Below are 22,693 nucleotides of genomic sequence, written 5' to 3'. Positions count from 1 at the left end.
CATGCCTCCTTCCGGCGTTGTGCATATTGTCGACGATGACCGCGCGGTTCGCGAGTCCCTTGGCGACCTGCTCGAGTCCCTGCACTACAAGGTCGCCCTGTACGGATCTGCTTCGGATTTCCTCAAGGTTGAACTGTCGGACGCCCCTGCGTGTCTGGTGCTCGATGTCAGATTGCCCGGCACGAGTGGCTTGGAGCTGCAGGAGTACCTGACGAAAATCAATGTCGGAATCCCGGTGATCCTGATGACCGCCTTTGGCGACATTCCCATGTCGGTAAGAGGCATGAAGCTGGGGGCGGTCGATTTTCTCACCAAGCCGATACGAGATCAGGATCTTCTCGATGCGATCACGGCCGCGATCCGAAAGGACATCGATCGGCGCGACGACAGCGCGCACCTGGCGCAGTTGCAGGAGAAGTTTGCACTGCTGACCACGCGCGAGCGGCAAGTGATGACGCTGGTGGCATCCGGTCTGATGAACAAGCAGGTCGCCAGCGAGCTCTCGATCAGCGAAGCGACAGTCAAGATGCATCGTGGCAGCGTGATGCGGAAGCTCGGGGCAAAAACCGCGGCAATGCTCGTGCGAATGGCCGAAGCGCTCCAACTCCAGGGCTGAAGCTTCCCCTCCGGGACTGGCATCTCGTGCTGAATCACCTCGGCGCCGTCCCTGCACGCGACCCATACCTAAGTATGGGCCGGAACAGCACAAGCGTGAGATTGTCCGCCAGCGCGATGAAAAGCATGTTGCCCCTGTGCGGTGCTGCCAGCCGGCGTTGGCAGCGCGCCTTGACCGGAGAGGTAACGCCACGTGCAGCTTGCGGCTTCAACGCCCGTATCCAGGCGATCAGGGCATCTCCTCCGTGCAGAAATTCGTTGACGATTGGACGCGGCCATCCGGAGCACAGAACAGGGCACGACGATGGGGATGTACGTATCAAATTCGAATGAGAGCACGCCAAGGATGGCGGTCTCCGCTTCGCCAATCCGGCCGGTGAATGAGACGCAGTCTTCCAGGCCGTCCGACGCGGCGCTTCATCCGACGGTCAGCATAACGCCTTCCGAGCCGGTGAAGCGCCTTGGGATAGGCTGGCGCTGGTGGTTTTCGGAGAGCGTTCACCTCCCGGTCGGCAACAGGATCGAATTTCGCTTTCAGGGATCGAGACATCTCCTGGCGTTGTACAACGAGGGAGCACGGAAAAGCGGTGAGACCTCCATCGATGGCCTCTGCTCGTCGAAGCTGCGAGGCTCCGAGCACAGGCTGACCTTTGTCCCGGCGGGACGCGCCTATCGGGAATGGCATGAGGCCGCCTCGTCTGCGCAGGTGACGTTCCTCTATTTCGATCCCGCCGCGCTTCACAAGTCCGACGACGGTGCGGCCGGGCTCGCGCCAAGAATATACTTCGAGGATCCGCTGGTCTGGGAAACCGCCTCCAAATTGAAGAAGGCGATCGAGAGCGCCGAGACGAATTGCGCGCCCTACCTCGAAGCGCTCTGCGGCGTGCTCGCCCACGAGCTTTCCAGGTCTGATCACGATGTTGTTCGCGAACCGGCAGCGGTCAGTCGTGGAGGTCTCGCGGGTTGGCAGAAGCGTGTCGTGGTCGAGTACGTCGAGGGGCATCTGGGAGAACAGGTCTGCCTCCTCAAGCTCGCCGAGCTCGTCAGGCTCAGCGTTCACCACTTCTGCCGCGCTTTCAAGAAGTCGTTCGGAATCCCGGCCTACCAGTATCAGGTGCAGCGACGCATGGAGTTCGCCAAGCTGCGGCTGGCGGATCGCGCGGTATCGATTACGGACATCGCACTCAGCCTGGGCTATGCGCAAACGAGCTCCTTCAGCTCCGCCTTTCGCAAAGCGACGGGTTGGACTCCTACGGACTATCGCAGGGAGTTCGAATGAATAGATCCGAGGCACGATAAATCGGGCAGAGCAGGCGACAGGCAGTCTCGTACGGGCAGAAATCCCCGGGGAACCTGTAACCGGATCGTCCCGAGTCACGAATGTCCAGGTGAGACCGCCTCGGATCGGCTGCCATCGGAACATCGATTTCACCGGGCGCAACAGGTGTCGAGGGAGGGACCGCAGATGACGAGCATTCGATACCGCAAGGCGGACGTGGACGGACTGAACGTATTTTACCGGGAGGCTGGACGGGCTGACGCGCCCGCCTTGCTGCTGCTGCACGGATTTCCGACCGCCGGCCACATGTTCCGCGAGTTGATCCCGGCGCTCTCGGATCGCTTCCGACTGGTGGCGCCGGATTTGCCCGGGTTCGGCCAGTCCGACATGCCGGCTCGCGAAAGCTTTGCCTATACGTTCGCCACATTGGCGCAGGTGATCGAACGGTTCACGGAAGTCATCGGACTCGCCCGTTTCTCGCTCTACGTCTTCGACTATGGTGCGCCGACGGGCTTTCGGATGGCTCTTCGGCATCCCGAGCGCATCGTTTCCATCATCTCGCAGAATGGCAATGCCTATGAGGAGGGATTGAGCGAAGGCTGGAGCCCGATCCGGGCCTACTGGCAAGATGCGTCGCAAGCGAATCGGGCGGTGCTGCGATCATTCCTTTCGCCGGAGACGACGGTCTGGCAATACACCCACGGGGTGCCTGACGCCTCCCTGGTCTCCCCTGACGGATACACGCTGGACAACCATTATCTCGGGCGCCCTGGCGCGGACGAGGTCCAGCTCGATCTTTTCGGCGACTACAGGACCAATGTCGCCATGTATCCGGAATTCCAGGCCTACTTCCGCAAGCACAAGCCGCCCTTCCTGGCGGTCTGGGGCAAGAACGATCCCTTTTTCCTGCCGGCGGGTGCGAATGCGTTTCAGCGCGACATGCCGGGTGCGGAAGTGCGCTTCTTCGACACAGGGCACTTTGCGCTCGAGACTCATGCGCGGGAGATCGCAGCGGCGATCGGCGATTTTCTTAGCCAGCTGAATTCGAATGGGTAACCGCCGCTTCCCTCGCCGCGAGAAACGTCAGGAGAGCCGTCATGCGCGCTATCGTTCTTGAAAAATTCGGTGGCCTGGACAGCCTCGTCTATCGGGACGTTCCGGAGCCGGAGCCGCAGCCTGGTCATGCCGTCATCGAGGTCAAGGGATTCGGCATCAATCATGCGGAAATGCACATGCGCCGGGGCGAATGGGCCGAAGCGGCGGCTATCAGCGGCATCGAATGCGTCGGTCTCGTCAAGTCGTGCCCGGGCGGAGAATTTCCGGTGGGCGCCAAGGTGGCCGCATTGATGGGCGGTCTCGGCCGGACCATCAACGGCAGCTACGCCGAATACACGCGTGCGCCGGTCTCGAATGTCGCATTGATCGATGCGGATTTGCCCTGGGCCGAGCTCGCAGCGATCCCCGAAACCTTCGCGACGGCATGGACCTGTCTCTTTCGAAATCTCGATCTCGCGAAAGGTCAGCTTCTCGTCATTCGCGGAGCGACGTCCTCGTTCGGTCAGGCCGCACTCAAGCTTGCGGTCAATGCCGGCGCGCGCGTCATCGCGACGACGCGCAGCCGGGAGCGCTTTGCCATGCTGGAGAAGCTCGGAGCCGCGCGCTGCGAAATTGAACGGCGCGATCTCTCAAAGCATCTGCCCGAGGCGAAGCAGGTCGACGCAGTCCTGGACCTCGTCGGCAACAGCGTCGTGCTCGACTCCCTCGCCATGCTTCGCCGCGGCGGCCGCTCCTGTCTGGCCGGCTGGCTCGGTGGACTTGATCCGATTCCGGATTTCAACCCGCTGCTGCAGATGCCGAGCGGCGTCTACCTGACCTTCTTCGGCAGCTTCGTGTTCGGCACGCCCGGGTTTCCGCTCTCCGACGTGCCGCTGCGGGAAATCGCCGCCGACGCCGCGGCCGGCCGGCTGGACGTCAAGCCGGCGCGGATCTTTCGCTTCGACGAGATTCGCGAGGCGCACCGCGTCATGGAGGCGAACGAGGCGGTCGGAAAGATGGTCGTCGTTCGCGACTGATATTTACAAGTTTGGTATTCGGGAGGGTTCATATGTCGAAATCAGTCGCCATCGTGACGGGGGCGAGCCAGGGAATCGGCCGGGCGACTGCGGTGCGCCTGGCACGCGATTTCTCGGCGCTTGTCCTGGTGGCGCGAAACCGCGCCAATCTCGAGGACACCGCAAGGGCGGTCCGGGCCGCCGGCGCCGGGGTGCTGGTGATCGATGCCGATCTGGCCGAACCTCGTGCCGCTCAATCCGTCGTCGACCAGACCTTGGCGGCGTTCGGCCGGATCGATGCCCTGCTCAATATCGCAGGCGCGGTACCTCAGGTCGATCTGTTCGAGACGACGGAGGCACAGTGGGACGCCGGACTGGCGTTGAAGCTGCATGGCGCCCGGCGGCTCACGATCGCCGCCTGGCCGTCGCTCATGGCTGCGAAGGGGGCGGTGGTGTTGATGTCGGGAAACTCGGCCTCTTTCCCCAAGGCGCCCTATGCCGCGGTCGGCACCATCAACGCTGCAATCGTCGCCCTGGCAAAGGCGTTCTCCGACAAGGGAATCAGCGATGGCGTCCAGGTCAACAGCGTCCTGCCGGGGCCGGTGATGACGGGCCGCCGCCGCTCCTACCTCGAGCACTGGGCGCCCCTGCACAACATGACCGTCGAGGAAGCCACGGCGAAGTTTCCCAAGGACGCCGGGATCGCGCGTTACGGCGAGCCGGAGGAGATTGCCGAGTTGATGGCGTTCCTCGTATCGCCCGGCGCGCGCTGGATGACCGGCTCGGCATTGCGGATGGACGGCGGCGAGGTGAAATCGATATAATCGGTTTGCACCCGAAGGGCGTCCGCGGAAATGGGCCACTTGCAAAAGCGTTCGATGCGCGCAAGCATGGAGTAAGGGCTCTTTCGCACTTCGCGAACGCTGAGGAATGGCGACAAAACCGTCATGCAGTTTGACACCAAGATCGCGGTCGTGGTCCGCACCGACCTTGAGCCGTGGCAGAAGCTGAATGTGGCCTCCTTCCTCGCCAGCGGGATCGCGGCGGCTTTCCCGGCTTGCATCGGCGATCCCTACGAAGACGGCTCCGGGACGAAATATCTGCCGCTGATCGGCCAGCCCATCCTGATCTATGGCGCCGACCGCGCGGCGCTGTCACGTGCGCTCGATCGCGCGCTGACGCGCGGAGTGACGCCGGGGCTCTATACCGAGGACATGTTCAGGACCGCTCACGACGCCGCCAACCGCGAGGTCGTGAAGGCAGTTTCCCGCACAGACCTGAATCTGGTTGGGATTTCCATGCGCGCCGAGCGCAAGGTGATCGACAAGATCGTCGACGGGTTGAAATTTCACGGCTGACGCTTCCCGATCTGCCCCGGCCGTCCTTTTCAGTCTTCGCCGGATCTGGCTCTGAGGAGCTCGTCGCGGCGCCTGATCAGAATCTCGAGCCGTGCGGCCTGATCGTCAATTCGCTGGCCGACAAGCTCTTCGCTCATCGCGGCGACATGTGAGGCCGACTGTTCAATCAGCTCGCGAAGTTTCGCCGCCGTGGCGGCAATCTGGCGCTCGATTTCAGCGAGGTGGACGTCTTCACCGTGCATGTCGGGTCTTTGATTCGGAGTTTGGCGGGCGATCGGGCGCGGTCTTCAGAAGTACAGGTGACGGGCACCGTGCATTTCAAGGACACATCCCCTCTGAGTGCGCGTCGCCCTCATCAGATCGCTTCCGCAATCGGCGCACTTGACGAGCGCCTCCACGGGCCCGCCGTCGACAGCGAGAGCGCCAAGGCAGGACACGGTGTTGCATGCCGCGCACCGGATCTTCGTCAGGGTGATGTCAAAGGCAAAGGCTTCTTGAAGCAAGTGTGTGCCGGGATCACCGCCAAGAATGAGGTCGGCGATGTTGTCTGCCATGGCGATCATGCTCCTGTTGGCCCGAAACGTTCGGTTCTTATGGCGAGAGGGTCGAAGCCGAGCTTCACGAGCATGCTCGCGATGCCTTCGACAAACCCGGTGGGACCGCAAATGAAGAACGTGGGATTCTCCTCGCGCGTAAAGCTGTTCTCTGCGAGCAGCGCCTCGTTGACCCGTCCCCGATGTCCGTTCCAGTCGCTCGGATGCTCGCGGGTGAGCGCATAGACCAGGCGCAGGTCACGATCGCTGTGAGCCATCGTATCGAGTTCATCGCGGTACACGATGTCGGCAAGGCTGCGTGCCGAATAGATCAATGATGCCGGTATGGGTGCGAGCAACCTCCTGCGGTGGCGCAACATGGCCATCAAAGGCGTAATCCCGGTGCCACCCGCGACCAGGCAAATCGGTCCACCGCGCGTTTGGCTCCAGATGAAATGCCGCCCAATGGGTCCACGAAATTCGAGAGCGTCACCAACCCGCAATTCGTCGAGGAGATAGGACGACACCTCACCGTCCTCGATCCGTTCGACGGTGAGAGTGAGCAGCTTTTCTTCCGGAGGCGATGCGATCGAGTAGCTTCGTTCGGCTTGATAGCCGTCATCGGCGGTGAGACGGATGTCGACGTGCTGGCCGGGCCAGTGCCCGGACCAGTTGGCCGGCTGCAGGATGATGCTCTTCACCCGGCTTGTTACGGCCACGATGGCCTGCACGCGACCGGTCTGCCACGCGATCCTGGGCTGCTGCAGAGGCGCATCAGTCGCCGTCATAACGTTGCTCCCGCCAGGGATCGCCATAGTTGTGATAACCACGCGATTCCCAGAACCCGGGCTCGTCCTTGGGCATGAAGCGGAGCCTTCGCAGCCACTTTGCGCTCTTCCAGAAGTAAAGATGCGGCACCAGAAGTCGCGCCGGGCCGCCGTGCGCCGGGGCGAGCGGCAGACCCTCATAGCGGGTCGCGATCATCGCCTTTCCCGCGACCAGGTCGGCCACCGGAAGGTTCGTGGTGTATCCGCCGTCGCAATGCGCCATGACATAGGCGTCCGGCGGCTCGCTCACCCCGACCACCTTGAGAAGATCGTCGAAGCTAACGCCCTGCCAGACCGTGCTGAGCTTCGTCCATTTGGTGACGCAGTGAATGTCGACCGTGATCGTGGTCTGGGGCAGTGCCTCGAATTCGTCCCAGGTCCATTTCCCCAGCAACGACCCGCCGAGTTGAAGCGCAATCTTCCAGTCGGCGACACGGATATCCGGCGTGGGGCCGGCGGACAGCACCGGGAAGTCGGTCGTCAGATACTGGCCCGGCGGCAGCCGGGCGGCTTCGGGTGTCTGTCGCTTGGATTTGAAGCCGCGAGAAGCGGGAGGTCGGTCCATGGAAGCGTGCCCTTGTGCGGTGACGCGCAGGATGTCCCAACGCGCGTCGGCGTAACCTGCAGCCCACGTCAGCGCACATGAACCCTGATCGATGCCTTGTCGATGGCCGTCGCGGTGAATGCATCAAGATTGCGAAAGACGAAGCAATCACGGCTGCGCAGGCAAGAACTGTTTCAATGTCAAATGCGGCCTCGTCCTAAAGTGGTTCAGAAGGAGGAGACGATGTCGAGCGTGAGCCGGTCCTTGCATTCCGACGAACTCGCTTACCTCACCGCGCACGAACTGGCAGCTCGCATCCGGCGGCGTGATCTGTCGCCGGTTGACGTGGTCGATGCGTTCATCCGGCGCATCGAAGCGCGCAACCCGAGCCTGAATGCGCTGGTCTATCTCGATTTCGACGGCGCCCGCACGAGAGCGAAAGAGGCCGAGCGCGCATTGGTCGCCGGCGACTCGTGGGGGCCACTGCACGGCATCCCGTCGGCGCTCAAGGATCTGTTCGACTTCAAGCCGGGCTGGCCTGCAAGCCTGGGCGGCATCCGCGCGCTCAAGCATCACGTCGTGAACGGTTACTGCGTGTTCTGCGAGCGCATGGAGAAGCGTGGGGGTGCCGTGTTCCTCGGCAAGACCAACAGCCCTCTCATGGGATTCCGGGGCACCTGCGACAACTACCTCTTTGGTCCCACGCGCAACCCGTTCAATCTTGCCAAGAACACGGGCGGCTCATCCGGAGGAAGCGCCGCGGCGGTCGCCGATGGACTGCTACCCATTGCAGAAGGTACGGATGCCGGCGGCTCAATACGAATCCCATCCGCTTGGTGTGGAGTCTATGGCTACAAGGCGTCGTTCGGACGCGTGCCGTTTCTCGTGCGTCCCAACGCGTTCGGCGTGGCCGACTCTCCGTTCCTGTTCGAAGGACCCATCACGCGGACGGTCGAAGATGCCGCCATTGCGCTGAACGTACTTGCCGGCCCTGATCCGCGCGATCCCTTCAGCCTGATCGAGCCGCCCGTCGACTTCACTGCGGCGACCCGTCGTTCGATCCGGGGCCTCAAGATCGCCTATAGTCCGGATCTGGACGTCTTTCCGGTCGACGGAAAGGTCGCGGCGACGGTCCGCCGTGCGGTACAGGCGTTCGAGGAAGCCGGCGCTCACGTGGAGGAAGTGAAGCTCGGCATCGTCCGCTCGCAACGGGAGCTGAGCGACGTCTGGTCGCGTCTCTACATGCTTCTGAACCTGCAGGCGATCGAGAACATGAAGCGCGACGGCATCGATCTGTTCGGCAAACATCGCGACGACTTTCCGCCTGAATACATGGATTGGGTCGAAAAGACCAATCGCATGTCGGGGCTCGATTTCTTCCGCGACCAGGCCGTCCGGTCGGAGGTTTACGATGCCTTCCAGAACGTCCTTGAAAGATTCGATCTGTTGGTCACGCCGACCGTCGCGTGCCCGCCGGTCGACAACGCCAGCGACGGCAACACGGCTGGACCGAAGTCGATCAATGGTGTCGAGATAGATCCTCTGATCGGATGGGCCCTGACCTACTTCGTCAACTTCACCGGTCATCCGGCAGCCTCGATTCCGGCGGGTCTGTCGGATGGACTTCCGGTCGGGATGCAAATCATAGGTCGGCGAAACGCCGACTTCGACGTGCTGGCCGCGAGCGCGGCCTTCGAGCGGCTTCGCCCCTGGCAGGACAATTACCGGATCTGCCGCGAGCGCCCCCTGAGAGCAGCCCCGCTTTCAGACCTCACCCGCTGACCTTGCACCCTCTCGGTCGTTTCCATGGCCGTCCGCGCCGCGATCGCGGCGCCGATTGGGGCCGCGCGTCTTCGTCCGCAGCGTCAACCTCTTCACCGATCGCAGGTTCGGCACGGAATGCATCAAGATGGCCAAAGCGGAAGCAATCCCCAGCGTGCAGGATCTTCCGCGACTGGCTAAGTCATCTCTCGACAGGTCAATCGTGCCGGCGCCTCGCGCGTTCGGCCGCAGTCGCGGGAGAAGACAATGCGCGTGAGAGTCCAGGCAGCAGCGGCGGTCATCGTAGGCAGTGCGGTCGCAACGATCCTGTTCTTCGGATCGCTCAAGGATAGCAATGCCCAGAGCAATACGCGCTACCTGCCGGAATACACCGCGGACGGGCAGTTGCTCCTGCCGAAGAATTTCCACGAGTGGGTCTATGTCGGCTCGCCGCTGACGCCAAATGCCCTCAACGGCGGGCAGGCGAACTTCCCGGAATTCCACAACGTCTATATCGAGCCGGGCTCGTACGCGATCTACAAGAAGACCGGCGAATTCCCCGAGGGGACGATCCTGTTCAAGGAGCTGCAGCTGACGTTGCCGCAGGAGAACGCCGACGGCTCGCGAACGGAGGCGTCGGGACGGGGTTACTTCCCGGGCAAGTGGAATGGCGCCGACGTCACCGTCAAGGACTCGAAGCGCTTCGCCGACACCAACGGGTGGGGCTATTTCAACTTCAATCACCACGAACCGAAGGCGCCGACGGCCAAGGTGAAGTCGAAGGACGAGTGCGCCTACTGCCATATCGCCAACGCCAAGAAGGACGAGGTCTGGACCCAGTTCTACCCGCTGCTGGACAACAAGGACGCGCGGTGACCGCGTGATCGGCGGAAAATCGGCATGAAAATCCTCAAAGCCGCTTGTGTCGCCGTCGTCGTGATCCTCGGGATCGCGTCCGCGGTCAGGCAGTCACAGTTGCGGGCGAACGCGGCGGATGGCGTTTCGACCGGTGCGAGCGTTGCCGACCGCGACGGGCATCTGCACGTGCCCGATGATTATCGTACGACCTATCAAATCCTCGGAAGCTGGGCGATTGCGGCAGACGACACTCACGGCTCGAAGGAGCTTCACGTCGTGTACGCCTCGCCCGGAGTGATCGACGCCTATCGGAAGGACAAGCGCTTCCCCGACGGAGCGGTGCTGGTCAAGGAGGTGTTCAAGACGGCGACCTCTGAAATGACGACCGGTACCGTCAGCCGCGCCGATGCTTTGAAGGGGTGGTTCGTGATGGTGAAGGACTCCGCGAACCGACACCCGGAGAGCGCGTTGTGGGGCGACGGCTGGGGATGGTCCTGGTTCGACGCGGGCGATCGCTCAAAAACGACGACGACGAATTACAGGGCGCAATGCCAGGCGTGCCATGTGCCCGTGCGGACGTCCGACTGGGTTTACATCGATGGATACCCTCCGTTGAAGCCATAGCGATGGTGCAGGTCACCGAAAGTCATTCGATTTACCAAAGCCAATCATCAAAGGAGCGAGAGATGGCTAAAGAGGCGACGACGAGCGAGATGGGAATGTCGAAGGGGCAGACTGGCCATCTCTATATCCAGACCAATGAGATCGATAACGCCATTATTCACTACACGCGGCAGGCGGACGGCAAGCTGGCCGAGGTCGCGCGTATCAAGACGGGCGGCGCCGGCTCCGGTGAATTCAAGCCGATCAGCGGCCAGGACAGCGCGCCCAACTCTTACGAGGGTGCGGGAAGCGTCATCATTACATCCGATCGGCGCTTCTTGTTTGCGACCAATGGCGGAGACAATTCCGTTTCGAGCTTCCGCCTGGAGAGCGACGGTCGTCTCACGCTGCTCGACGTGAAGTCGACCGGCAACCCGGTCGAGGGCAGGAGCGGCACGGCCAAATCGCTGGCTTTCGCTCCGTCGACGCGCACCCTCTTCGTGCTGCACGCGTTCGGACCGGATCATCTTCGGCTGATGTCGGTCGATGCCGAAGGCATGCTCAAGACGCGGCCCGAGCGATACACGGTGAACACGTACAGCAAGCGGAACCGCGTCTCCACCATGGTCGTGGTCTCGCCCAACGAGGAGCTTGTGCTTGTCGGCACCACTTTCGATGAGCCGATCGCGCTTACCGGCTTGTATCCCGACGGCTCGCCGATTCTCTGGGTCCAGCGCGCCGGCGGCGCGTTGCACTCGATCGCGTCGAATGCACCGGATCCGGACGGCCTCGCCGTGTTCGCCCTGCAAAAGGACGGGTCGCTCGGCACGGCCAGGTTCTACGATGCGAAGGGCGGTTCTCCGTTCTACATCGCGTTCCTGAATCAGCGTCCGAATACGTTCGTGATCGGCTATGCCGTCGGTGACGGATGCTCCATCTGCACCATCGAGAAGAACGGCTCGATCGAGATCGGCCCGCTCGTCAAGATCGACACCAGCGCGGGCCTGCCGTCCGAGCTGTGCTGGCTGGCCGTCGCGCCCGATGATCGCACGATCTACGCAACGAATTTCGGCTACAGCAACATCAGCAGCTACCGGATCAATGGTAGCGGCCTGGAGATCGCGTGCGATCCGGCGTGTCCGAAGGTCCCCGGCGACGGCACCGCGAGGGGATTGAACGGAACCGTGACGAGCGGTCCCAGCGATAGCTGGATCTCGCCCGATGGCGCCTATCTCTATCAGATCTACGGCAACGCCTCGAAGCTGGTCAGCTACAGCACCCAGCCGGACGGTTCGCTGAAGGAGATCGGCAGCGTCAAGATCCCGTACAACGGCTCCCAGGGTCTTGCGGGTTTCTGATCCCGGTTTCGCGACATGAGGTCCGGGCGTGGCCGGCATTGCCGTTCCACGCCCGGCCTCTCCCTCGCCGATATGCGAGACACACACGGTCAATCATGAGCCCCGAGACGGATGTTTGAAGCAATTCATGAGCGCTCTCGCGGGACATCCGCGGCTCATCCCGGCCAGCCGGGCGAAGGGCAGGGCGCCACGGAAAGATTCGATCTGCAGCGCGCTGCCGGGGAGGCTCGCGTGGTGTTCTCCGGCGCCGCAAACGGCACGGAGATCATCGACGTCTATCAGAAGTTTCCGATGGCCGTTGCCTTCCCGAATGTCGACGATCGTCGGCGCAAGGAGGCGGTCCTCATCAATACCTCGGGCGGTGTCGCAGGCGGCGACGAGATCAGGATCGAGGTGGTCGCTCAAGGGAATGCGTCGGTCGCGGTGACCACGCAGGCCGCGGAGAAGGTCTATCGGGCGCTGGATCGGCCTGCGCGAATCCGGACGCGGTTAAGGGCTGAGGGAAATGCCCGGCTTGCGTGGCTTCCGCAAGAGACGATCGTCTTCAACCAGGCACGCATTGCGCGGCAGACCGAGATCGATGTGTGTTCGGGCACCGAATTGATTGCCCTCGAATGGCTGGTTCTTGGCCGCATCGAGAGCGGCGAGGAGGTTCTTGCCGGACATATCCTGGACAGTTGGCGCGTCAGGGTCGACGGCCGTCTGGTATGGGCGGATGGCTTCCTCGCCTCCGACCAGGCGCTCCTGCAGCTTCGGAAGACGGCGCTGCTCTCGAACTGGAAGGCGATCGCAACGATGATCTATTTCGGTCCGGGTCTCGAGGCCCGGCTCGAGAGATTGCGCGAGATCGGTGCTTCGCTGGAATGCGCGTGCGGCGTCACGATCGTGGGCGCGATCATCGTGGTCCGGGTCGCCGCGATTGCAAGCGTGGATCTCAGGCGAGGTCTGCGCCGCTTCCTCGATCAGCTCGACCATGAGCTCGGATCCGGTCCCTTCGGAGTGCCGAAGATGTGGTCCTGTTAGCAACGCGGCCAAGTGGGAGGAGCATCTTGAATCTGACGCCACGGGAACGAGACAAGCTGATGATAGCCCTCGCCGCGATCGTTGCGCGCGGCCGGCTCGCGCGAGGCGTCAGGCTGAATTATCCCGAAAGCATCGCATTGATCTCGGATGCCATCATGGAAGGTGCCCGCGACGGACGATCGGTCGCGGATCTCATGTCCGAAGGCGGCCGGCTGCTGCGCCGCGACCAGGTCATGGAGGGCATCCCGGAAATGATCCGCGAGATCCAGGTGGAGGCGACGTTTCCGGACGGGACCAAGCTTGTCCCGGTGCACAACCCGATCCGATAGGAGCTGATGATGCGTATCATCCCGATTTGCGTCGCCGCGTTGAGCCTGCTTGCCGCGCCGGCCTTCGCTCATCCTGTTCCCGGCGCGGGCAGTTCGTTCGACGCCGGTCTCGTCCATCCGTTCAGCGGCGCCGATCATCTGATTGCGATCACCTTGGTGGGAACGTGGAGCGCGCTCGTGGGCGGATCCGCGAGAGCCGTGTGGCCGCTGACCTTTCTGATCGCGATGCTGGGCGGCTTCGCCGCGGCAAGCGCAGGACTTGAGCTGGGATTTGTGGAGGCGGCGATCAGCCTCTCGGTGGTGGCGCTGGGAGTGTTCGTCGCGTTCGAATTCAGGATGCCCGTCATGTTGGGCGCGGCGGCCGTCGGCCTGTTCGCGTTCTTCCATGGTCACGCCCACGGAACTGAAGCCGTCTCGATGCTTGTTCCCTACGTGATCGGCTTCACGACGGCGACCGCCGCTCTTCTCCTGACCGGCATGGTCATCGGGTTCTCAGGAGGAAACGCCGCCAGAAGAAGCTTGCTTCGCGCGGCGGGCGTTTGTGCCGGCCTTGTCGGGCTGCTGCTGCTTGGAGGCGTGGCATGATTCCCGGGGAGGTCATTCCGGCCAAAGGCGACATCGTCCTGAACGGGGACAGGACGGCACTGTCGATTGCCGTAGCCAATACCGGCGACCGGCCGGTCCAGGTGGGCAGCCATTATCACTTCGCCGAAGTGAACGCCGCACTCGTGTTCGATCGATCCCTTGCCCGTGGGTGCCGCCTCGATATCCCGGCCGGGACGGCCGTGCGGTTCGAGCCGGGTCAGTCGCGCGAGGTCTCATTGATTCCGTTTGCCGGAGCGCGGCGCATCTACGGTTTCAGCGGCGGCGTGATGGGACCTCTGGAATCGGCGACCGGTGCGTCCGGCGCCAACGAATAGGGTGAGGAAGACATGTCCCACACGATGAGCCGCGCGGCCTATGCGCAGATGTTCGGCCCTACGGTCGGCGACAAGGTGCGCCTGGCGGACACTGACCTGTTCATCGAGCCCGAGAAGGACCTCACGATCTATGGCGAGGAGGTCAAGTTCGGCGGCGGCAAGGTCATCCGCGACGGCATGGGACAATCGCAGCTCACGCGCGCGCAGGGGGCGGTCGATACGGTCATTACCAACGCGCTGATCCTCGATCACTGGGGAATCGTCAAGGCCGACATCGCGATCAAGGACGGGCTCATTGCCGCCATCGGCAAGGCGGGCAACCCCGACATCCAGCCGGGTGTCTCGATCATCATTGGGCCGGGGACGGAAATCATCGCGGGCGAGGGCAAGATCATCACCGCCGGCGGAATGGATACGCACATTCATTTCATCTGCCCGCAGCAGATCGACGAGGCGCTCTTCTCGGGCGTCACGACCATGATGGGTGGTGGGACCGGACCCGCCGCAGGGACGACGGCGACGACCTGTACGCCGGGGCCATGGCACATCCATCGGATGCTCGAGGCGCTGGATGGGTTCCCGATGAACTTCGGCATTTTCGGCAAGGGCAATGCGAGCCTACCCGCGGGCCTGGTCGAGCAGATCGAAGCCGGCGCGTGCGGCCTGAAGCTGCACGAAGACTGGGGCGCAACGCCCGCATCGATCGACTGCTGTCTCTCCGTCGCGGACGACATGGACGTGCAGGTCATGATCCACACCGATTCCCTGAACGAAGGCGGGTTCGTCGAGCGCACGATCGCCGCGTTCAAGGGCAGGACGATCCATGCGGCTCATACGGAAGGGGCCGGCGGCGGGCATGCGCCTGATATCATCAAGGTCTGCGGCGAGAGCAACGTCATTCCGGCCTCGACAAATCCCACGCGTCCCTACACCGCGAACACGCTCGACGAAGCACTCGACATGCTGATGGTGACCCACCATCTGGACCGCCGCATTCCGGAGGATGTCGCCTTCGCGGAAAGCCGCATCCGAAAGGAGACGATCGCCGCCGAGGACATCCTACACGATCTCGGCGCGTTCTCGATCGTGTCGTCGGATAGCCAGGCGATGGGGCGCGTCGGCGAGGTGATCACCCGGACATGGCAGACCGCCGACAAGATGAAGAAGCAGTTCGGGCGGTTGCCGGAGGAGACCGGGCAGAACGACAATTTCAGGGCTCGGCGCTACGTCGCGAAATACACGATCAATCCGGCCATCGTGCAGGGAATGTCACGCCATGTCGGTTCGGTCGAGGTCGGGAAGCTCGCGGACATCGTCGTCTGGGATCCGGCGTTCTTCGGGATCAAGCCCGACATGGTCTTGAAATCCGGCATGATCGTCGCCGCGATCATGGGCGACCCCAATGCATCGATACCGACGCCTCAGCCGGAATATTACCGGCCGATGTTCGGCGCCTTCGGCCGTTCTCCCGGCAGAAATTCCGTGGCCTTCGTCAGCCAGGCCTCGCTCGAAACGACGAGACAGCTGGGTCTGGCCAAGCAACTCCTGCCGGTCTCGAACACGCGGTCGATCGGCAAGCATTCCATGATCCTCAACGACGCGCTGCCCCTCATGGAGGTCGATCCCGAAACCTACGAAGTGCGGGCCGACGGACGGCTGCTCACGTGTCCGCCGGTGAATGTGGTCCCGATGGCGCAGCGCTATTTCATGTACTGACGCGTTGCCGGCATGGTGGTGCGATGACCGACCAGACTTATGGACATACGGCGCTGGCGTTCCTGAGGCTGCAGAGCTGGCTCTCGCCGTCGTTCCCGAACGGGGCCTACAGCTACTCGCACGGACTGGAGTGGGCCGTGGAGGCCGGCTATGTCTCCGATCGGCGCAGCCTGATCGATTGGCTCGAGGCGGACCTTTGCTACGGCTCCGGCCGAAACGAAGCCATCTTCTTCAGCGAAGCCTACCGATGCGTGGCCGAGGGCGCCGAGGATCAGCTCCCGGATCTGGCCGAACTCGCAGCCGCTTCCCGCGGCACATCCGAATTCGTGCTCGAATCCGCACAGCAATCGTCTGCGTGCCTTATGACCCTTCGCAGCGTCTGGCCGGATCGAATTCTGGACATGTTCTCCGACCCGAAATGCCCGCCGGTGCTGGCTGTCCTGCTCGGAGCGCGGGCGGCGCGCGAGCGGATTGCCGTCGAAATCGCGCTGCCGGCATTCCTGCACAGCTACATCGCCAATCTGGTGAGCGCGGGGGTGCGGTTGGTGCCTCTCGGCCAGACCGATGGTCAGCTCGCCATCGCGGCGCTTGAGCTGCCGATCCTGTCGCGCAGTGAAATCGCAAGCCGTGAGACGGTCGACGATCTCGGTTCGGCGGGCCTGATGGTTGAGCTCGCGTCCATCGCGCACGAGCTCCAATATACGAGGTTGTTCCGGTCATGAAGACGATTGAACGCGAGAGCAGGTCTCTCCGCACACCTGGCATTCCGGCAACCAACGGGCCGCTGCGCGTCGGCATCGGCGGCCCTGTCGGTTCCGGAAAGACGGCGCTGGTCGAGGCGCTGTGCAAGCACCTGCGCGATTTCTACGAGATCTACGTCATCACCAACGACATCTACACCAAGGAGGATCAGCTCATCCTGACCCGCGCGCAGGCATTGGCGGCAGAGCGCATCATGGGGGTGGAGACGGGTGGCTGTCCGCATACGGCCATACGGGAGGACGCCTCGATGAACCTGGCGGCGATCCACGACATGAACCTGAAGTTTCCGGACGCGGAGCTTTGCTTCGTCGAGTCGGGCGGCGACAATCTCGCCGCCACCTTCAGCCCGGAGCTTGCGGACCTGACCGTCTACGTGATCGACGTCGCCGCAGGAGAGAAGATCCCGCGCAAGGGAGGGCCGGGGATCATGCGATCCGATCTGCTGGTGATCAACAAGATCGATCTGGCTCCCATGGTGGGCGCGAATCTGGAGATCATGGAAGCGGACGCGCGACGGATGCGAGGCGCGCGACCGTTCATCTTCTCCAATCTGAAGAGTGGCCAAGGTGTCGATGAGATCGCGGGCTTCATTCTGCAGAAGGGCGGGTTGTCCGCCGCGGCGCTGTCTGGAGGTGCCGATCGATGACGGATGATGACCAAGCGTTTGCCGGCGATCTCGCCAGGCTGCGCCGCAGCATCGACAATCTGGATGCGGCGATGGTGCACCTGCTCGCAGAACGCTTTCGCTGCACGGATGCGATCGGAGAGCTCAAGGCCAGGCATGGACTGGAATCCCGGGATCCCAGACGTGAAGCGGCGCAATTGAAGCGGCTTCGCATCCTCGCCGCACAGAGCGGGCTCGATCCGGATTTTACCCGGAAGCTGCATGCCCTGGTCGTTCGAGAAGTCATCACCAATCATGAGGCGGTGAAGTTCGAGTCGGGAGCCGGCTAGGAACGATCGCTTTTACAACGACCCATTTCACGGTGAGACCGGACAAGGCGCGACATTCCACTGGTGATGCGCGGTCGTTACGCGGACTGGTCGACCAGGCTGCCGGGCTGCTGGCCCTTCTTCTCCAGCTGCTTTTCGATGGCGTCCCGGATCTTCTGCTCCACCGCCGCTTTCTGGTCCGGGGTCATGTTGGCGAGGTCGGCCTCGCTGAGATTCATGCTCTTCAGAATGGCCGCCCGCATACGGTCGAAGGGATTCATCTTCGCGTATTTCAGGAATTCCTGCACGACGCTGCTGTCGCCCGATGCGCCATCCTCGCTTGCTTGCGAGGGCCCACCATTGTCGGTCACCGGCGGCTTCGATGCACCGGTCGTTGAGCCGGCTTTTGCAGGCTGGTAGCCGAAGATTGATGCTCCTGGCGTGACTTGCATGTTCGGCCCCTCGAGACGATCGCGAAGGGCAAGCAACGTGCGTGCCAAATCAATTTGTTCGATTTCCCGATGTTTCCGGGCTCGCGCTCATCGGCAGCTTGAAAAAATTGCCGGTGCGGCGGTGTCGCCGGCAAAGTTTGCCCGGTCGCCTACGGGAATCGCGTCGTCGCGCGTGCCGTCGGCACCGATCAGGTTGCCTTCACTCCGGCGCTCTCCGAGCGTCGCCAAAGGCCAAGCCTGAACCATAGCAGCCTGGCAGCGGTCGATGGCCATCGTACCTCCCAGGCCGGGCGCCGCGGTTTGTCCAGGCGCTCGGCGATCAGAAATGCACTGGTCGCGGCCATCGCCGGCAAATGCCCGCCTTGCGTCGCCAACGGAACGAGCATCAGCGCCCAGCAGGCTCCGCAACACCAGATCCCCTGGGTGACGCCATATCCGAGAGCAGCCAGATCGGCCCTGATCCCATACGCCGCTAGCGGCGGCTGGTCGTGGCAGTGGTTCAGGCAAATCTGTTTCCCGGGGGAGAATTGCCAGACCAGGACGAGCGATCCCACCAGTGCGATCGTGACGATCGATGATGATTGCACCAGTTGCAGCGCCAGCACGGCCAGCACGATGGGAACGCCACAGGCAACCCAGATGGCGCAATATCCGATCATGAAGAGCGCTATCGACCGCATGCGTCGACGCGGCAGGCTTCGTGCACGCACGTGCCCGATAGCGCCCGCGAGCATCGGCATCATCATCGCCGCGACCATCAGCATCCATTCGCCGGCGAGTGTTGCCGGCGAATAGAACGTCATGGCAAGGGCGAGCTGATCGAGCGACAGTGCCGGCCAGACATCGCTGTTGCAGAAGGCGACGAGCCTGCGCTGGTCCGACGACGCCACGACGGCCGCCCACGCGGTGGCCGCCGCGACGGTGAGCGGAATACGGATTTGCAGACGCTCGTAGGCCGCGGGCGTCATCAGCGGCCTTCAATCGCCCTGTCGGACGATGCTGATGCGGCCGACACTCACGTCGGCCGACTGCTGCACCGGCGCGACGGCCTGGAGGCGAACGCCGACCTTTGCGGGATCGGCAGTGCCCGAACCGGCGAACTCCGAATAGGGCTTGGTAATGTTCAGCGCGTACGACAAGCCGTCTCCCGCGTGCCCGGTATCGGTCTCCGTCGCCTTGGTGATGCCGAACAGCCCGATGCTCCCGACCTGCCGCTCGAAGGACGGCGCGCCGTCCTTCCCCGCAAACTGCAGATAGACCTGCAGCACGGTGGCGTCGGAATATCCGCGCACATTCTCCAGATTGAGAAAGACCTGCTCCGCGCGTGCCCCGGGCGCAGGGCCGGCAGCCAGCCTGGCGGCAACTTTCGTATGCGTACGCGCATCGAGCTGGACGGAGGTCTCGGCACCTTTCCCTGCGACGGGAAGCGATTGGGCATTGGCGCCAAGCACCTCAACTGTTGCTCCAGTCGATCTCGCCATCGCGACCGCTCCGGATGATGTCGCTGTCCTGCCGGCGACGGCCGCCAATGGCGCGCCTGCCGGCGAGAAATCGCTGTAAGTATAGCCCACCCCGGCAAAGTCCGACATCTGTTCCGGCGTGTACTCCCACGGCGAGCCGTCGGGGAGAGGAACGACAAATTTGTGCTGGCCGAGGCTGGCAGGTCCCTTCTTCCAGCTGGCTTCTTCCGGATCCGTGTTTTGGGAATCGCTCTGCCTCCAGCTTTGCCACAGCCGATCGATATTCGCGTGGTGCAGCCAGAAGATGGGATCCAGGCCGGCCGTCACCGGTGACGACATCAGTCCCGGCAATGGCCTCGTGCTCGCCTCCGGGAACATCTTCTCGCCGCCGACAAGGCCGTGAACCTGGTCGTGCGGTTGACTTTCGATGTCGCCATGCTTGGTGCCGCCGTGCTCGAAGCCGGTGTCGATGCCACCGAAGCCGCGGTCGCCGCCACTTGCCACACCGGTGAACTCGTGAACGTCCATCGCGTCCAGGTTCACGGCGTCGAGCGGGACGAAGACCTTGCCGGGCTGCGAGGGATCGCCGGGTCCCCACCGCTGTTCAATGAAGAGGGGATTGTTGCCTGTGCCGTCTGGCCAGTCCGGGCCGCCGAATGCCGGCGGCAAGCCATCCTGACCGGGTTTGAAGTAGTTCCAGTAGGGCAAGGTCCAGTCAGGCGGCCCGCCGAGCGTCACGACGGTCGAACGAATGAGCTTCTCAAACCCGATCAGATAGCCGCGGTGCCACGGCAGAAAATACCAGCTGCCGTGCTGACATTGCTGCCAGAACTCGTCGAAGTCGGCCTGGGCAGGAACCTGCTCGGCGGGCGCTTTGTAGCCGTAGAACTCCCACAGGCCCTGATGATAGCCGTGCATGCCGGCCCAGAAGCGCCAGCTGGTTCGATCGTTGAGCGGCTTCGGCCTCAATGCGCCAACCGCGCGCGCGTACCAGAGAATCGGATCCGCCCAGTCGGCGCCAAGTTCCCACACGTTCTGTCGAACCAGCATGCCGTTCTCCATGTCGCTTGACTGCGGCGCCGGCCCGCCGAGAGAACGGGCAGGCGGCTCCGCCGGATTGATCTTGCTCTCATCCACCGGCTCGCTCTGAGAGCCGGCATCTTGGGTCACTCGGACTTCTGCCGAGGATGCTCCGCAATGGCCGCGGTCAGGAAAATAGACGAAAAATCTATGGTTGTGTAGTATCGAATTCTAACCGTTAGCGCGAGCAGTCTTTGATCGGCCAGGCTCGGCCGCCCGAAATGCCTGCAACGACAGGAGAATAGCGGCGCATGAACGTGCGAGCTCACGGCCGGCAACAATCTGCGACAAAACGCCGTTGATCCCGGTCGGCCGCGCGCGCCTCCTCAGAACGTCGTGATCGGCTTGCCGTCCGCCCCCACGAGACTCGACGGCGCCTCGCCGAACACCAGCCCCTCCGGCTGAAACTTGATCGTCTTGCCGCCCTCGACGAAGTCGGCGAAATTGCGCGGCGTGGCCGAGTGCACGCCGTTGGTCAGGAAGTCGTCGATCTCGTAGCAGGTGTCGGGCTTGCCGCCGGAGCCTTCGCCCAGAAACTTCTGGAAGGTCTGGCTCGTCACCTTGGCCTTCTTGCGCGCCGACCAGTTGGTGTAGCGGCGATAGAGCTTCGGCAAGATCACGGGGCCCTTGTCGGTCGCGAGCACGTCGGTCTCGTTCTTCCTGGGTTCGCGCAGGTCGAAGTCGAAGGCGGGAATCGTCCTGGCGAGATGCTTCCAGACCGGCAGCTTCTGCGCGCGTGCGGGCTTCGCGAGCGCGAGGAAGGCCTTGATCTCGTCGTCGTTCATCGAAGAGTAGAAGGTTGGATAGGCAAAGCCCTGTTCGACCAGCCAGTGGTTGATGTCGATGGTCTTGCCGGCGACCGTCACCTCGATGTCGCCGACCAGCCGGCCATAGGTGTCGAACACCTCGTTCGGCGCATCGACATGGGTGAACACGCGGCAGGCGAGCGTCGGCCCGCCGGCGCTGCTGAGGAAGTCGTGCAGTGCCTTGCTCGTCGTCGCGCCAAGAAACTGCCGGTAGGGGTGTGTGACCTCGTGATAGGCCTGCCGCTTGGCGTCGCTCAGGCCCTTCTTCTCGGCGGCCGAGAGCGGCGAGGGCTGATAATGCAGCTCCGGCGCGTCGATGCCCTGAAGGCGAATGGTGAGCTTGCCGTTCTTGATCGGCGCCGTCGCGGTCCGGCCCTTGACCTTGGCGCCCTCGAAGACGTGGGTCGGCTGGAACGGCACCGAGTCGTTCTTGCGGAAGCGGATCGCCTCAGGGGCGACATTCACCACGACCTTGGTGGTGTCGGCGTCCGACCGGCCCTCCGGCCAGAACTGGCTGACATCGATGGTGCCTACGACCTCTAGCAGTCCAACCGGCATCGGGCGCTCCTGTCAAACGAACGCGGCGCCTGCCTCAAGCAGGCGACTCGCACGCACACTGGCAGGTAGCGGATCATCTTCGTGCGACAGGCCCGTGACGGGGCGCGGCCGCGAGACAGTGCAGCGCGGCCTTCGAGCGGAGAGGGCGGGGCATGATTGGTCCGTCGTGCAACGCATGCTGTGGCGACGACGGACCATCTTCGATTGGTGCGGAAGCCTCCACGCTGCTGCTCCCGCTCGGAATCAGGGACGGTACGGACAGACCATCGTCAGGTGGAGCAGCGTCGGCGCCTGGTCCTCGCCGTTGTCGTATTCCCACTCCAGCCGGATTTCGTGCCGGTCAGCATAGGCGTCGCTCGCCGCGTGGGTGATGATGTTCGTCTTCATCGGGATCGGCGGCTCGGAATTGAAGCACTTCCGCACGCAGGCATCGAGCAGCGCGCATCGCGTCAGCGGGATCACGCCGGGCTCGTCCTTGGACAGCGGGACCGTATTCAACTGCGTGGTGAGGTCGACGCGAGCCCGTCCCTTCTCCTTGTGCCAGTACGCCGCGCTCCCGTCCGGCCATTTGTCCGCCGGCGTCAGGATCAGATGGTACTGGCCGTACTCCAGGGTCGGCACGTGGATGTCCGGCGACGCCTTGAGGATGTCCACGCTCCTCTGCATGTTTTCCTGCGGGAAATAATTGTCGTTCATCAAATCTTTGAATGAAGCCCCGGTGTAAGTTCTCGACCCCATCGTCTTTTCCCTCAATAGGTCCTTGGCTTTGTGAAAATACATACAGCTCCGCGACGCCGGTTAGTTTTGCCAACCCGGCTTCACCGAATATATGCCCCATCTTTGCTGGGATTTGCATAGGCTACCACT

Annotated in this window: 27 protein-coding genes; 18 read left to right on the top strand and 9 right to left on the bottom strand. The window is 63.0% G+C overall.

Features of this window, described 5'->3' with window-relative positions; all coding sequences use genetic code 11:
- The first annotated feature begins 1 nt into the window (after nt 1).
- The 6 genes from AC1DW2_RS03000 (at nt 2) to AC1DW2_RS02975 (ending at nt 5,303) form a co-directional block, all read left to right on the top strand.
- Nucleotides 2-616 carry a response regulator transcription factor gene (locus tag AC1DW2_RS03000; protein ID WP_166078228.1) on the top strand — a complete coding sequence of 205 codons (615 nt, stop codon included), beginning with the start codon at nt 2-4 and terminating at the stop codon, nt 614-616.
- A 264-nt stretch (nt 617-880) separates the two neighbouring features.
- Entirely contained in the window at nt 881-1,894 is a 1,014-nt protein-coding gene (locus tag AC1DW2_RS02995; RefSeq protein ID WP_477005206.1) for a helix-turn-helix transcriptional regulator, read from the top strand.
- 186 nt (nt 1,895-2,080) lie between these two features.
- The gene (locus tag AC1DW2_RS02990; RefSeq protein WP_477005205.1) at nt 2,081-2,950 is read left to right on the top strand and encodes an alpha/beta fold hydrolase; all 870 of its coding nucleotides are present in this window, start codon (nt 2,081-2,083) and stop codon (nt 2,948-2,950) included.
- Between the two features lie 41 nt (nt 2,951-2,991).
- Nucleotides 2,992-3,966 carry a zinc-binding alcohol dehydrogenase family protein gene (locus AC1DW2_RS02985; protein WP_477005204.1) on the top strand — a complete coding sequence of 325 codons (975 nt, stop codon included), beginning with the start codon at nt 2,992-2,994 and terminating at the stop codon, nt 3,964-3,966.
- A gap of 32 nt (nt 3,967-3,998) precedes the next feature.
- Nucleotides 3,999-4,769, top strand: coding sequence for an SDR family oxidoreductase (locus AC1DW2_RS02980; protein ID WP_071916786.1), 771 nt, complete (start codon nt 3,999-4,001; stop codon nt 4,767-4,769).
- Between the two features lie 123 nt (nt 4,770-4,892).
- Nucleotides 4,893-5,303, top strand: coding sequence for a DUF2000 family protein (locus tag AC1DW2_RS02975; protein WP_063980886.1), 411 nt, complete (start codon nt 4,893-4,895; stop codon nt 5,301-5,303).
- Nucleotides 5,304-5,332: 29 nt separating this feature from the next.
- Here AC1DW2_RS02975 and AC1DW2_RS02970 read toward each other — a convergent pair whose 3' ends face one another.
- Genes AC1DW2_RS02970 through AC1DW2_RS02955 form a run of 4 tightly spaced genes read right to left on the bottom strand, consistent with a single transcriptional unit; the run spans nt 5,333 to nt 7,228 of the window.
- Complete coding sequence (locus AC1DW2_RS02970) at nt 5,333-5,545, bottom strand: hypothetical protein (protein WP_071916785.1); 213 nt, start codon at nt 5,543-5,545, stop codon at nt 5,333-5,335.
- A 45-nt stretch (nt 5,546-5,590) separates the two neighbouring features.
- Nucleotides 5,591-5,857 (bottom strand): DUF6510 family protein, encoded by a 267-nt coding sequence (locus AC1DW2_RS02965; RefSeq protein WP_224580600.1) that lies wholly within the window; start codon nt 5,855-5,857, stop codon nt 5,591-5,593.
- A gap of 5 nt (nt 5,858-5,862) precedes the next feature.
- A complete protein-coding gene (locus AC1DW2_RS02960; RefSeq protein WP_477005203.1) occupies nt 5,863-6,624 on the bottom strand; it encodes a ferredoxin reductase in 762 nt (253 codons plus the stop codon).
- Nucleotides 6,611-7,228 carry a sulfite oxidase-like oxidoreductase gene (locus AC1DW2_RS02955; protein ID WP_477005202.1) on the bottom strand — a complete coding sequence of 206 codons (618 nt, stop codon included), beginning with the start codon at nt 7,226-7,228 and terminating at the stop codon, nt 6,611-6,613. The genes AC1DW2_RS02960 and AC1DW2_RS02955 overlap by 14 nt, the downstream gene beginning before the upstream one ends.
- A 222-nt stretch (nt 7,229-7,450) precedes the next feature.
- Between AC1DW2_RS02955 and AC1DW2_RS02950 the strand changes: the two genes are divergently transcribed.
- The 12 genes from AC1DW2_RS02950 to AC1DW2_RS02895 all read left to right on the top strand — a co-directional run bounded on the left by AC1DW2_RS02950 (nt 7,451) and on the right by AC1DW2_RS02895 (nt 17,491).
- The gene (locus tag AC1DW2_RS02950; protein ID WP_477005201.1) at nt 7,451-8,989 is read left to right on the top strand and encodes an amidase; all 1,539 of its coding nucleotides are present in this window, start codon (nt 7,451-7,453) and stop codon (nt 8,987-8,989) included.
- 246 nt (nt 8,990-9,235) lie between these two features.
- Nucleotides 9,236-9,844, top strand: coding sequence for a cytochrome P460 family protein (locus AC1DW2_RS02945; protein WP_208088991.1), 609 nt, complete (start codon nt 9,236-9,238; stop codon nt 9,842-9,844).
- Between the two features lie 24 nt (nt 9,845-9,868).
- Entirely contained in the window at nt 9,869-10,450 is a 582-nt protein-coding gene (locus tag AC1DW2_RS02940; protein WP_477005200.1) for a cytochrome P460 family protein, read from the top strand.
- 62 nt (nt 10,451-10,512) lie between these two features.
- On the top strand, nt 10,513-11,787 hold the full coding sequence (locus AC1DW2_RS02935; RefSeq protein ID WP_166345429.1) for a beta-propeller fold lactonase family protein: 1,275 nt from the start codon (nt 10,513-10,515) through the stop codon (nt 11,785-11,787).
- A gap of 231 nt (nt 11,788-12,018) precedes the next feature.
- On the top strand, nt 12,019-12,810 hold the full coding sequence (locus AC1DW2_RS02930; RefSeq protein WP_477005199.1) for an urease accessory protein UreD: 792 nt from the start codon (nt 12,019-12,021) through the stop codon (nt 12,808-12,810).
- 26 nt (nt 12,811-12,836) lie between these two features.
- The gene (locus AC1DW2_RS02925; protein WP_477005198.1) at nt 12,837-13,139 is read left to right on the top strand and encodes an urease subunit gamma; all 303 of its coding nucleotides are present in this window, start codon (nt 12,837-12,839) and stop codon (nt 13,137-13,139) included.
- Nucleotides 13,140-13,145: 6 nt separating this feature from the next.
- Nucleotides 13,146-13,724, top strand: a complete 579-nt coding sequence (locus tag AC1DW2_RS02920; RefSeq protein WP_477005197.1) for a HupE/UreJ family protein — start codon at nt 13,146-13,148, stop codon at nt 13,722-13,724.
- The gene (locus AC1DW2_RS02915) at nt 13,721-14,059 is read left to right on the top strand and encodes an urease subunit beta (protein WP_477005196.1); all 339 of its coding nucleotides are present in this window, start codon (nt 13,721-13,723) and stop codon (nt 14,057-14,059) included. Before AC1DW2_RS02920 ends, AC1DW2_RS02915 begins: the two co-directional genes overlap by 4 nt.
- A gap of 12 nt (nt 14,060-14,071) precedes the next feature.
- Nucleotides 14,072-15,775, top strand: coding sequence for an urease subunit alpha (gene ureC, locus AC1DW2_RS02910; protein WP_477005195.1), 1,704 nt, complete (start codon nt 14,072-14,074; stop codon nt 15,773-15,775).
- Nucleotides 15,776-15,798: 23 nt separating this feature from the next.
- Entirely contained in the window at nt 15,799-16,497 is a 699-nt protein-coding gene (locus tag AC1DW2_RS02905; RefSeq protein ID WP_477005194.1) for an urease accessory protein UreF, read from the top strand.
- Nucleotides 16,494-17,183, top strand: a complete 690-nt coding sequence (gene ureG, locus AC1DW2_RS02900; protein ID WP_477005193.1) for an urease accessory protein UreG — start codon at nt 16,494-16,496, stop codon at nt 17,181-17,183. Before AC1DW2_RS02905 ends, ureG begins: the two co-directional genes overlap by 4 nt.
- A complete protein-coding gene (locus AC1DW2_RS02895; protein WP_477005192.1) occupies nt 17,180-17,491 on the top strand; it encodes a chorismate mutase in 312 nt (103 codons plus the stop codon). Before ureG ends, AC1DW2_RS02895 begins: the two co-directional genes overlap by 4 nt.
- Before the next feature lie 77 nt (nt 17,492-17,568).
- Here AC1DW2_RS02895 and AC1DW2_RS02890 read toward each other — a convergent pair whose 3' ends face one another.
- From AC1DW2_RS02890 to AC1DW2_RS02870, 5 genes are all read right to left on the bottom strand, one after another.
- A complete protein-coding gene (locus AC1DW2_RS02890; protein ID WP_477005191.1) occupies nt 17,569-17,922 on the bottom strand; it encodes a hypothetical protein in 354 nt (117 codons plus the stop codon).
- Between the two features lie 188 nt (nt 17,923-18,110).
- Nucleotides 18,111-18,890, bottom strand: a complete 780-nt coding sequence (locus tag AC1DW2_RS02885) for a copper chaperone (protein ID WP_477005190.1) — start codon at nt 18,888-18,890, stop codon at nt 18,111-18,113.
- Nucleotides 18,891-18,899: 9 nt separating this feature from the next.
- Nucleotides 18,900-20,552, bottom strand: coding sequence for a tyrosinase family protein (locus tag AC1DW2_RS02880; protein ID WP_477005189.1), 1,653 nt, complete (start codon nt 20,550-20,552; stop codon nt 18,900-18,902).
- 236 nt (nt 20,553-20,788) lie between these two features.
- A complete protein-coding gene (locus tag AC1DW2_RS02875) occupies nt 20,789-21,826 on the bottom strand; it encodes a thermonuclease family protein (protein WP_477005188.1) in 1,038 nt (345 codons plus the stop codon).
- A gap of 243 nt (nt 21,827-22,069) precedes the next feature.
- Nucleotides 22,070-22,564, bottom strand: a complete 495-nt coding sequence (locus tag AC1DW2_RS02870; RefSeq protein WP_071917756.1) for a hypothetical protein — start codon at nt 22,562-22,564, stop codon at nt 22,070-22,072.
- Nucleotides 22,565-22,693: the final 129 nt, after the last annotated feature.

The organism is Bradyrhizobium sp. P3_C3, from assembly GCF_056402655.1.
The sequence above is the reverse complement of the archived record's forward strand: the minus strand, read 5'-3'. Positions and strand labels throughout refer to the sequence as shown.

Excerpts from the sequence above, each read along its gene's own strand:
- AC1DW2_RS03000 (WP_166078228.1), top strand. The coding sequence starts at position 2 with ATGCCTCCTTCCGGCGTTGTGCATATTGTCGACGATGACCGCGCGGTT.
- AC1DW2_RS02990 (WP_477005205.1), top strand. The coding sequence starts at position 2,081 with ATGACGAGCATTCGATACCGCAAGGCGGACGTGGACGGACTGAACGTA.
- AC1DW2_RS02985 (WP_477005204.1), top strand. The coding sequence starts at position 2,992 with ATGCGCGCTATCGTTCTTGAAAAATTCGGTGGCCTGGACAGCCTCGTC.
- AC1DW2_RS02980 (WP_071916786.1), top strand. The coding sequence starts at position 3,999 with ATGTCGAAATCAGTCGCCATCGTGACGGGGGCGAGCCAGGGAATCGGC.
- AC1DW2_RS02975 (WP_063980886.1), top strand. The coding sequence starts at position 4,893 with ATGCAGTTTGACACCAAGATCGCGGTCGTGGTCCGCACCGACCTTGAG.
- AC1DW2_RS02970 (WP_071916785.1), bottom strand. The coding sequence starts at position 5,545 with ATGCACGGTGAAGACGTCCACCTCGCTGAAATCGAGCGCCAGATTGCC.
- AC1DW2_RS02965 (WP_224580600.1), bottom strand. The coding sequence starts at position 5,857 with ATGGCAGACAACATCGCCGACCTCATTCTTGGCGGTGATCCCGGCACA.
- AC1DW2_RS02960 (WP_477005203.1), bottom strand. The coding sequence starts at position 6,624 with ATGACGGCGACTGATGCGCCTCTGCAGCAGCCCAGGATCGCGTGGCAG.
- AC1DW2_RS02955 (WP_477005202.1), bottom strand. The coding sequence starts at position 7,228 with ATGGACCGACCTCCCGCTTCTCGCGGCTTCAAATCCAAGCGACAGACA.
- AC1DW2_RS02950 (WP_477005201.1), top strand. The coding sequence starts at position 7,451 with ATGTCGAGCGTGAGCCGGTCCTTGCATTCCGACGAACTCGCTTACCTC.
- AC1DW2_RS02945 (WP_208088991.1), top strand. The coding sequence starts at position 9,236 with ATGCGCGTGAGAGTCCAGGCAGCAGCGGCGGTCATCGTAGGCAGTGCG.
- AC1DW2_RS02940 (WP_477005200.1), top strand. The coding sequence starts at position 9,869 with ATGAAAATCCTCAAAGCCGCTTGTGTCGCCGTCGTCGTGATCCTCGGG.
- AC1DW2_RS02935 (WP_166345429.1), top strand. The coding sequence starts at position 10,513 with ATGGCTAAAGAGGCGACGACGAGCGAGATGGGAATGTCGAAGGGGCAG.
- AC1DW2_RS02920 (WP_477005197.1), top strand. The coding sequence starts at position 13,146 with ATGATGCGTATCATCCCGATTTGCGTCGCCGCGTTGAGCCTGCTTGCC.
- AC1DW2_RS02915 (WP_477005196.1), top strand. The coding sequence starts at position 13,721 with ATGATTCCCGGGGAGGTCATTCCGGCCAAAGGCGACATCGTCCTGAAC.
- ureC (WP_477005195.1), top strand. The coding sequence starts at position 14,072 with ATGTCCCACACGATGAGCCGCGCGGCCTATGCGCAGATGTTCGGCCCT.
- AC1DW2_RS02905 (WP_477005194.1), top strand. The coding sequence starts at position 15,799 with ATGACCGACCAGACTTATGGACATACGGCGCTGGCGTTCCTGAGGCTG.
- ureG (WP_477005193.1), top strand. The coding sequence starts at position 16,494 with ATGAAGACGATTGAACGCGAGAGCAGGTCTCTCCGCACACCTGGCATT.
- AC1DW2_RS02895 (WP_477005192.1), top strand. The coding sequence starts at position 17,180 with ATGACGGATGATGACCAAGCGTTTGCCGGCGATCTCGCCAGGCTGCGC.
- AC1DW2_RS02890 (WP_477005191.1), bottom strand. The coding sequence starts at position 17,922 with ATGCAAGTCACGCCAGGAGCATCAATCTTCGGCTACCAGCCTGCAAAA.
- AC1DW2_RS02885 (WP_477005190.1), bottom strand. The coding sequence starts at position 18,890 with ATGACGCCCGCGGCCTACGAGCGTCTGCAAATCCGTATTCCGCTCACC.
- AC1DW2_RS02875 (WP_477005188.1), bottom strand. The coding sequence starts at position 21,826 with ATGCCGGTTGGACTGCTAGAGGTCGTAGGCACCATCGATGTCAGCCAG.
- AC1DW2_RS02870 (WP_071917756.1), bottom strand. The coding sequence starts at position 22,564 with ATGGGGTCGAGAACTTACACCGGGGCTTCATTCAAAGATTTGATGAAC.